Origin of the sequence: Streptomyces sp. CBMA123 (assembly GCF_014596465.1) — a bacterium.
In the GTDB taxonomy this organism is placed as follows: Bacteria; Actinomycetota; Actinomycetes; order Streptomycetales; family Streptomycetaceae; genus Kitasatospora.
The window spans coordinates 1-6,773 of sequence record NZ_MECK01000066.1 but is presented as its reverse complement, the minus strand read 5'-3'; the positions used below and the strand labels follow the sequence as shown (position 1 = coordinate 6,773).

General features: G+C 75.7%; 7 protein-coding genes. 4 read left to right on the top strand and 3 right to left on the bottom strand.

Features of this window, described 5'->3' with window-relative positions; genetic code table 11:
- Nucleotides 1–231: 231 nt before the first annotated feature.
- Together BG452_RS10430 and BG452_RS10425 are read right to left on the bottom strand one after the other, a co-directional pair.
- The gene (locus tag BG452_RS10430; RefSeq protein WP_188303951.1) at nucleotides 232–825 is read right to left on the bottom strand and encodes a DUF6328 family protein; all 594 of its coding nucleotides are present in this window, start codon (nucleotides 823–825) and stop codon (nucleotides 232–234) included.
- A 212-nt stretch (nucleotides 826–1,037) separates the two neighbouring features.
- Nucleotides 1,038–1,592 carry a MarR family winged helix-turn-helix transcriptional regulator gene (locus BG452_RS10425; RefSeq protein ID WP_188303950.1) on the bottom strand — a complete coding sequence of 185 codons (555 nt, stop codon included), beginning with the start codon at nucleotides 1,590–1,592 and terminating at the stop codon, nucleotides 1,038–1,040.
- Between the two features lie 47 nt (nucleotides 1,593–1,639).
- Between BG452_RS10425 and BG452_RS10420 the strand changes: the two genes are divergently transcribed.
- From BG452_RS10420 to BG452_RS10405, 4 genes are all read left to right on the top strand, one after another.
- Nucleotides 1,640–2,551: a DMT family transporter gene (locus BG452_RS10420; protein WP_188303949.1), complete on the top strand. Its 912-nt coding sequence runs from the start codon at nucleotides 1,640–1,642 to the stop codon at nucleotides 2,549–2,551.
- Nucleotides 2,552–2,631: 80 nt separating this feature from the next.
- Nucleotides 2,632–3,204 (top strand): hemerythrin domain-containing protein, encoded by a 573-nt coding sequence (locus BG452_RS10415; protein ID WP_188303948.1) that lies wholly within the window; start codon nucleotides 2,632–2,634, stop codon nucleotides 3,202–3,204.
- 378 nt (nucleotides 3,205–3,582) lie between these two features.
- Complete coding sequence (gene fusA / locus BG452_RS10410; protein WP_188303947.1) at nucleotides 3,583–5,670, top strand: elongation factor G; 2,088 nt, start codon at nucleotides 3,583–3,585, stop codon at nucleotides 5,668–5,670.
- Between the two features lie 99 nt (nucleotides 5,671–5,769).
- Nucleotides 5,770–6,033 (top strand): hypothetical protein, encoded by a 264-nt coding sequence (locus BG452_RS10405; RefSeq protein WP_188303952.1) that lies wholly within the window; start codon nucleotides 5,770–5,772, stop codon nucleotides 6,031–6,033.
- A gap of 121 nt (nucleotides 6,034–6,154) precedes the next feature.
- Here the strand turns inward: BG452_RS10405 and BG452_RS10400 are convergent, their stop codons facing one another.
- Nucleotides 6,155–6,658: an AAA family ATPase gene (locus BG452_RS10400; protein ID WP_188303946.1), complete on the bottom strand. Its 504-nt coding sequence runs from the start codon at nucleotides 6,656–6,658 to the stop codon at nucleotides 6,155–6,157.
- Nucleotides 6,659–6,773 lie beyond the last annotated feature (115 nt).

Below are 6,773 nucleotides of genomic sequence, written 5' to 3'. Positions count from 1 at the left end.
GGGCGCGATCCGCACGGCCAGCCAGGCCACGGCGACCAGGCTCATCCCGTCGCCGAGGGCGCAGGCGGCCAGGGCGGGCAGCAGGCGCCGCAGCGGCGGGTGGGCGAGCAGGGCGCGGTAGGTCCGGGCGGATGGGACGCTCATCCGGTTCAGGCTGGTGGTTCAACCGGACTTGAGGTCAAGACGGGCGGCCGGCGGGGCCGGCGGGGGCGGCGGGGCCGTCACGGGCCGTCAGGGGTGGTCAGGGGTGGTCAGGGGTGGTCGCGGGTGGTCGCGGGTGGCGTGGCGCAGGGCCCAGGGGAGGAGGAACCAGAGGGTGGCGAAGATCAGGGCGATGACGGCGGTGATGGCGACGGCGACCGGGGCGCCGAGGATGACGTCGAGGACGAGCAGGACGGCGCCGGTCAGGGCGCAGGCCAGGAGCAGCAGGCCGTACTGGGCGATGCGGGCGGAGACGTGGACGATGCGGGCCTTGCCGGGGTGGCGGTAGAGGCCGCGGTGCAGGGCGACGGGGGTGGCCAGGACGGCGGCGGCGACGACGGTCAGCAGCAGGGTGGTGACGTAGATGTCCTGCTGGGCGTCGGAGAGTTCGGCGAAGCGCGGGGTGAAGGCGACGCCGAGGAGGAAGGCGAAGACGATCTGGACGCCGGTCTGCAGCACCCGCAGTTCCTGGAGCAGTTCGACCAGGCGCCGGTCGGCCCGTACCGCCGGGTTCTCCCAGCCCGGGGGCGGGGGTGCGGGCTCGCCGGGGCGGTCGGGGCGGTCGGGGCGGTCGGGGTGGTCGGGGTGGTCGGGGCCGGGCGGGGGAGGGGTGCTGCTGCTCATGGGTCACATTGTCCGCGGCGCCGCCGGTGCCCGACCAGGGCGGTGAGGCGGGTGTCGGGGTCGTGCCACTCGAGGGGCTCGCTCCTGAAGGCGCGCAGGCCGGGCCGGACGGACGGGCGGGCGCCCGCGGGCCGCCCTTGCCGTCGCGCTCGCGCACGGTCGGGTCGGTGGCCTGAGCCCGCGGCAGGAAGCGGCGCCGCCCGGGCCCGGCGTCAGTCCGTGCGGTCCGTGCGGCCCGTGCCGTCGGTGCGGCCCGCCGCTTCGGCGCCCTCCAGGCGCTGCTGCCAGGCGGTGAGCAGGGCCTGCAGGGCGGCGGCCTCGTCGGGGTCCAGGTGGGCGAGCAGGCGGTGCTCGTTGCGGATGTGGGCGGTGAACGCCTCGTCGAACAGGCGCAGGCCCGCGTCGGTGAGGGCGACCACGCGTCCGCGCCGGTCGTCCTCGGCGGGGCGGCGGGTGACCAGGCCGGCGCGTTCCAGGCGGTCGACGCGCTTGGTCATCGCGCCGGTGGTGACCATGGTGTGGGCGGCGAGTTCGCCGGGGGCCCGCTCGTAGGGGGCGCCGGCCCGGCGCAGGGCGGCGAGCACGTCGAACTCGCCCTCGCTCAGGCCGTAGCGCTCGAAGACGAGGGTGAGTTCGGCGGTCAGGCGGGCGGCGAGGCGGTGCAGGCGCCCGATCACGGCCAGCGGGGAGACGTCCAGGTCGGGGCGCTCGCGGCGCCACCGGGCCTGGATCAGCGCGACGTGGTCCGCATCGTCCTGGTGTTCCATGGCCCCATCCTACCCAGATAGCTTCCCCGGAAGCTATATTGTCTTCCATGGAAGCCAATGCCCGGTGGGTGCTGCTGACCGCCCTCGCCCCGCTCGCCTGGGGCACCAACTACTGGGTCACCCACGCCTACCTGCCCGCCGACCACCCCCTGTGGGGCGCCGCCCTGCGCGCCCTGCCCGCCGGACTGCTGCTCCTCGCCCTCGCCCGCCGCCGCCCCCGCGGCCCCTGGTGGTGGCGCAGCGCCCTGCTCGGACTCCTCAACACCGCCGTCTTCTTCGTCCTGCTCTACCTCGCCTCCCAGCTGCTGCCCACCAGCACCGCCGCCACCGTCATGGCCGCCTCCCCGCTGGCCATGCTGCTCACCGCCTGGGCCCTGGCCGGCCAGCACCCGCACCGCGCCCACCTGGCCGGGGCGGTGGCGGGCCTGGCCGGGGTGGCGCTCACCGTGCTCGGCAGCGGCGGCGCGCCCGGCTGGACCGCACTGGCGGCCTCGGCCGGCGCGATGCTGGTCTCCTCCGTCGGCTACGTGCTCGCCGCCCGCTGGCGCGAGGGCGCCGACCCGCTGGCCGCCACCGCCTGGCAGCTCACCGCCGGCGGCCTGATCCTGCTGCCCCTGGCCGCCGGCGTCGAGGGCGCGCCCCCGCCGCTGCACGGCCCCACCCTGCTCGCCTTCGGCTACGTCACCCTGGTGGCCACCGCCCTCGCCTTCGTCTGCTGGTTCGCCGGCCTGCGCCACCTGCCGGCCGGCACGGTCGGCCTGCTGGGGCTGCTCAACCCGCTGGCCGGGGTGCTGCTGGGCACCGCGCTGGACGGCGACCAACTGGGGGCGCGCCAGGGGGCCGGACTGGCCCTGGTGGCCGCCGGGATCCTGCTCGGACGGCCCCGCGGCCGCGCCACGGCACCGGCCGCACCGGGCGCACCGGCCCGTACGGGCTTGCCCGGGCCGCGCGTGCCGTGATCGGATGACGGGCAGCATCGCGTGCCGGTGGCGGACCGCGCCAGGCATGGAGGTGCGCGACCGAAAGGGACCGCCCACCCGTGGCCTCCCCCGTCGACAGCGGCCGAACCGCCGCCCTCAGTCTCCAACTCTCCCAGGCCCACAACGAGTTGCGCCGCCGCCTGGCCAACGTCCGCGCGGGCCTGGGCCGTCGGACCCGGCCCGACGACGCCCTGCTCACCCACTGCCTGGCCTTCTGCACCGCCCTGGCGAACCATCACCAGGGCGAGGACGAAGGCCTGTTCACCGCCCTGGTGCGGGAGCGGCCCGACCTCGCCCCGACCGTCGCCAGACTCCTCGAGGACCACGGGCTCATCACCGGCATCCTCACCCGGGTCCGCGAACTCGCCGAGACCGCCGCACGGTGGCCCGGGGAGCCCGGGGAGCCCGGAGCGTCAGGGGAGTCCGCGGAGTCCGGGTCGGGGGAGTCAGGGGAGCCCGGCGCCGACCTGGCGGCCATCGGCCGCGAACTCGACGGCCTGGCTGCCATCGTGGAATCCCACTTCGGCTACGAGGAACGCGCCATCGGCGCCGCCCTGGACGCCGGCGCGGGCGGCGACGGGGGCGGCGACGAGGGCTGGCGCGAGCCGGTGCTGCGCTTCCGCACGCCGTAAAACCCTTCGCCCCGCACCGCCCGGCCTCCCTACACTCGCCAACGCGGCCGCACCCCCCGTGGTGCGGGCGACCAGACGACCGTACGTACCGACCGGGCAGACGACAGAGAGAAGGGGGCGCAGCGGCCATGCCGAAGCACAGCGCCGCCGCCCCCTCTCCCGCCTCGCGGTACGAGGTGGTCCTGGTGTCCTCGCCCCTCCGGTGCCCGCCGCGCGGCCGGTACCGGGGCAGTGCCGCCACCACCTGAACCCCGCCCTTCCACAAGGGCTCTTTCGCGCACGGTGATCTGACGAAACGTCAGCAATCGTCCGCCGGCAGCACTGTGTCAATCGCGCGCCCACCCCGTACCGACCGCCCCTTCGAGAGGCACCCGGGCCATGCGCACCGACACCACCACCACCAGCACCGTCACCGCCGACATCGCCGCCGTCCGCAACCTCGGCATCCTCGCCCACGTCGACGCCGGCAAGACCACCGTCACCGAACGGATCCTCTACCTCACCGGCACCACCCACAAGCGCGGCGAAGTCCACGACGGCACCACCGTCACCGACTTCGACCCCCAGGAACGCGACCGCGGCATCACCATCTTCGCCGCCGCCGTCAGCTGCGCCTGGGCCGGACACCGGATCAACCTCATCGACACCCCCGGCCACGTCGACTTCGCCGACGAGGTCGAACGCTCCCTGCGCGTCCTGGACGGCGCCGTCGCCGTGTTCGACGCCGTCGCCGGCGTCGAGCCGCAGAGCGAGTCGGTGTGGCGCCAGGCCCAGCGCCACGGCGTGCCCCGCATCGCCTTCGTCAACAAGCTCGACCGCGCCGGCGCCGACCTCGACGCAGCCGTCGCCTCCATCCGCGAACGCCTGCACCCCCACCCGCTCGCCGTCCACCTGCCCATCGGCGCCGAGGACGCCTTCACCGGCGTCGTCGACCTCGTCCACCGGCGCGCCCTCACCTGGGACCAGCACGGCACCCTCATCGAAGGCCCGGTACCCGACCACCTCACCGCCCAGGCCGCCGCCCGCCGCCACGCCCTGGACGAAGCGGTGGCCGAACTGAACCCCGAAGCCCTGGAGGAGTTCTGCGCCCACGGCGCCCTCAGCCCCGCCACCCTCACCACCGCCCTGCGCGAACTCACCCGTACCGGCGAGGCGGTGGTGGTGCTGGGCGGCTCCGCCTACCGCAACCGCGGCATCGAACCCCTGCTGGACGCCGCCGTCGCCTACCTGCCCTCACCCCTGGACACCCCGCCCGTACACGCTGCCGACCACAGCGAGCAGCGCCACGCCGATCCCCAACAGCCCCTCACCGCCCTGGCGTTCAAGGTGACCGCGGCCCCCACCGGCCGCCTCACCTACCTGCGCCTGTACGCCGGCACCCTCCACAAGGGCGACACCGTCCTGGACGCCGCCACCGGCCGCGCCGAACGCATCGCCCGCATCCTGCGCATCCAGGCCGACCGCCACACCGAGACCGACCACGCCCTGGCCGGCGACATCGTCGCCGTCATCGGCCCCAGGACCACCCGCGTCGGCACCACCCTGTGCGACCCCGACCACCCGATCCGACTGGAGGCACCCGTGAGCGCCGAACCCGTCGTCACCGTCGCCATCGAAGCCCGCCGCGGCGAGGACACCGACAAACTCACCACCGCCCTGGCCCGACTCGCCGAGGAGGACCCCTCCCTGCGCCTGGCCACCGACCCCGAAACCGGCCAGCGCACCCTGTCCGGCCTCGGCGAACTCCACCTGGAGGTCGCGGTCGAGAAGGTGCGCCGAGACGCCGGGGTGGCCGCCGCCGTCGGCCGCCCCCGGGTCGCACTGCGCGAAGCCCTCGTCGAAGGCGTCACCGGCTTCACCTACCGGCACGCCAAACAGGACGGCGGCGCGGGCCAGTTCGCCCACATCGTCCTCGACCTGGCACCCGCCCCCGACGGCTTCGCGTTCACCTCCACCGTCACCGGCGGACGGGTACCGCGCGAATACGTCCAGGCCGTGGAGGCCGGCTGCCGCGACGCCCTCACCGAGGGCCCGCTCGGCGGCCACCCGGTCACCGGCGTCAGCGTCACCCTCACCGACGGCCTCACCCACCCCAAGGACTCCTCCGACCTCGCCTTCCGCACCGCCGCCCGCCTGGGCCTGCGCCAGGCACTGCGCGCGGCCCGGCTCCACCTGCTGGAACCGCTCGCACAGGTGACCGTCACCGTGCCCCAGGACGCGCTGGGCACCGTCCTGGGCGACCTCGCCGCCCGCCGCGCCACCGTCCAGGGCACGGCGACCGGACCCGGCGGCGCCGGGGCCGCCACGGCCGAGGTGAGCGCACTGGTGCCCCTGGCCGAACTCTTCGGCTACGCGGCCCGCCTGCGCGGCCGCACCCAGGGCCGCGGCACCTTCACCACCCGCCCGGCCGGCTACGCACCGGCGCCGAAACCGGCCCCGGCCCCGGCTCAGGCCCCGGCCAACTGAGGCCCGGCCCGGCCCTCCCCGAGAACGGGGAGGGCCGGGGCGGGGGCGGCCGACGACATCGCCGGTCCGCCACCGCGGCACGGTGGCGGACGGCCCGGCGTGCGCAAGACTCCCCAGTTCCCCGACTTGCTGCGCATGATCGACGAGCGCTCCAGGGCCTTCCGTGCCGCGATCGCCGCCACCCCCTGGCCGCATGGAAGCGCCACCGCCGACTGCCACGACACCGAGGGCCGCTCCCGGCACCCGCACCCGGGCGCCGACGGCGCCCGCGCCGAGCGCCTGACGTCCGCCGCGCCTGACGTCCGCCGCGCCCACGCCCGCCGACGTCTCCTCGCCATGTCTTCGTCCCCTTCCGGGAGTTGACCTCTGCGATGTCCACCACCCTGCCCGGGCCCGGGCGGTGGCGGCAGAGACCCGTCGAACCAGGGATCGCCGCTCCCTGGCTGGGGCAGCGGAACCGGCGGCCGGGACGGGGCGCAGGGTCTCAGGCCGAGGGCTGCACGACGACCTGCTCGCCCTCTCCCTCCGGCGCCTCGAACTGGGCCAGGTAGCGGTCCAGGAGCGCGCGGTCCACGGTGACGCAGTCGGCGCCGTCCTCGTCGCTGCGCCGTCCGAGACGGCGCTCCAGCGTCGCCCGGTCGGCCTTGAGATGGACCAGTTCCCAGCGGCAGCCGTGGCTCTCGACCAGCGCCTTGTAGTCATCACGGGCGGCGCGGCTCCAGAAGCTGTAGTCCACCACCACATCGCGCCCGGCCAGCATCAGTTCGACCAGTTCCCGCCGCTGCTCGCGGCGGACCTCCTCCTTCAGCCGGTCGTAGGCCTCGGCCGCCAACACCAGGCCGGCGTCACGCCGCCCGAGCCGCCGCCAGACCACCTCGTCGATCGAGAGCCGGACGTAGCCGCGCCGCACCAGCTGCCTCGCGTAGGTGGTCTTGCCCGCCCCCGGGAGACCGCACATCAGCACCACGGTGCCCAATCGCTCTTCCATCGCCCAAGGTTAGACCGGTGGCACCCGACGGGAGGGCGCCGGCCGCCCCCGGGCCCCGACGCGCCCCCCGTCACCGCTGCCCGGGCGCCTGCGCAGCCTGGGCCGCCTGCGCCGC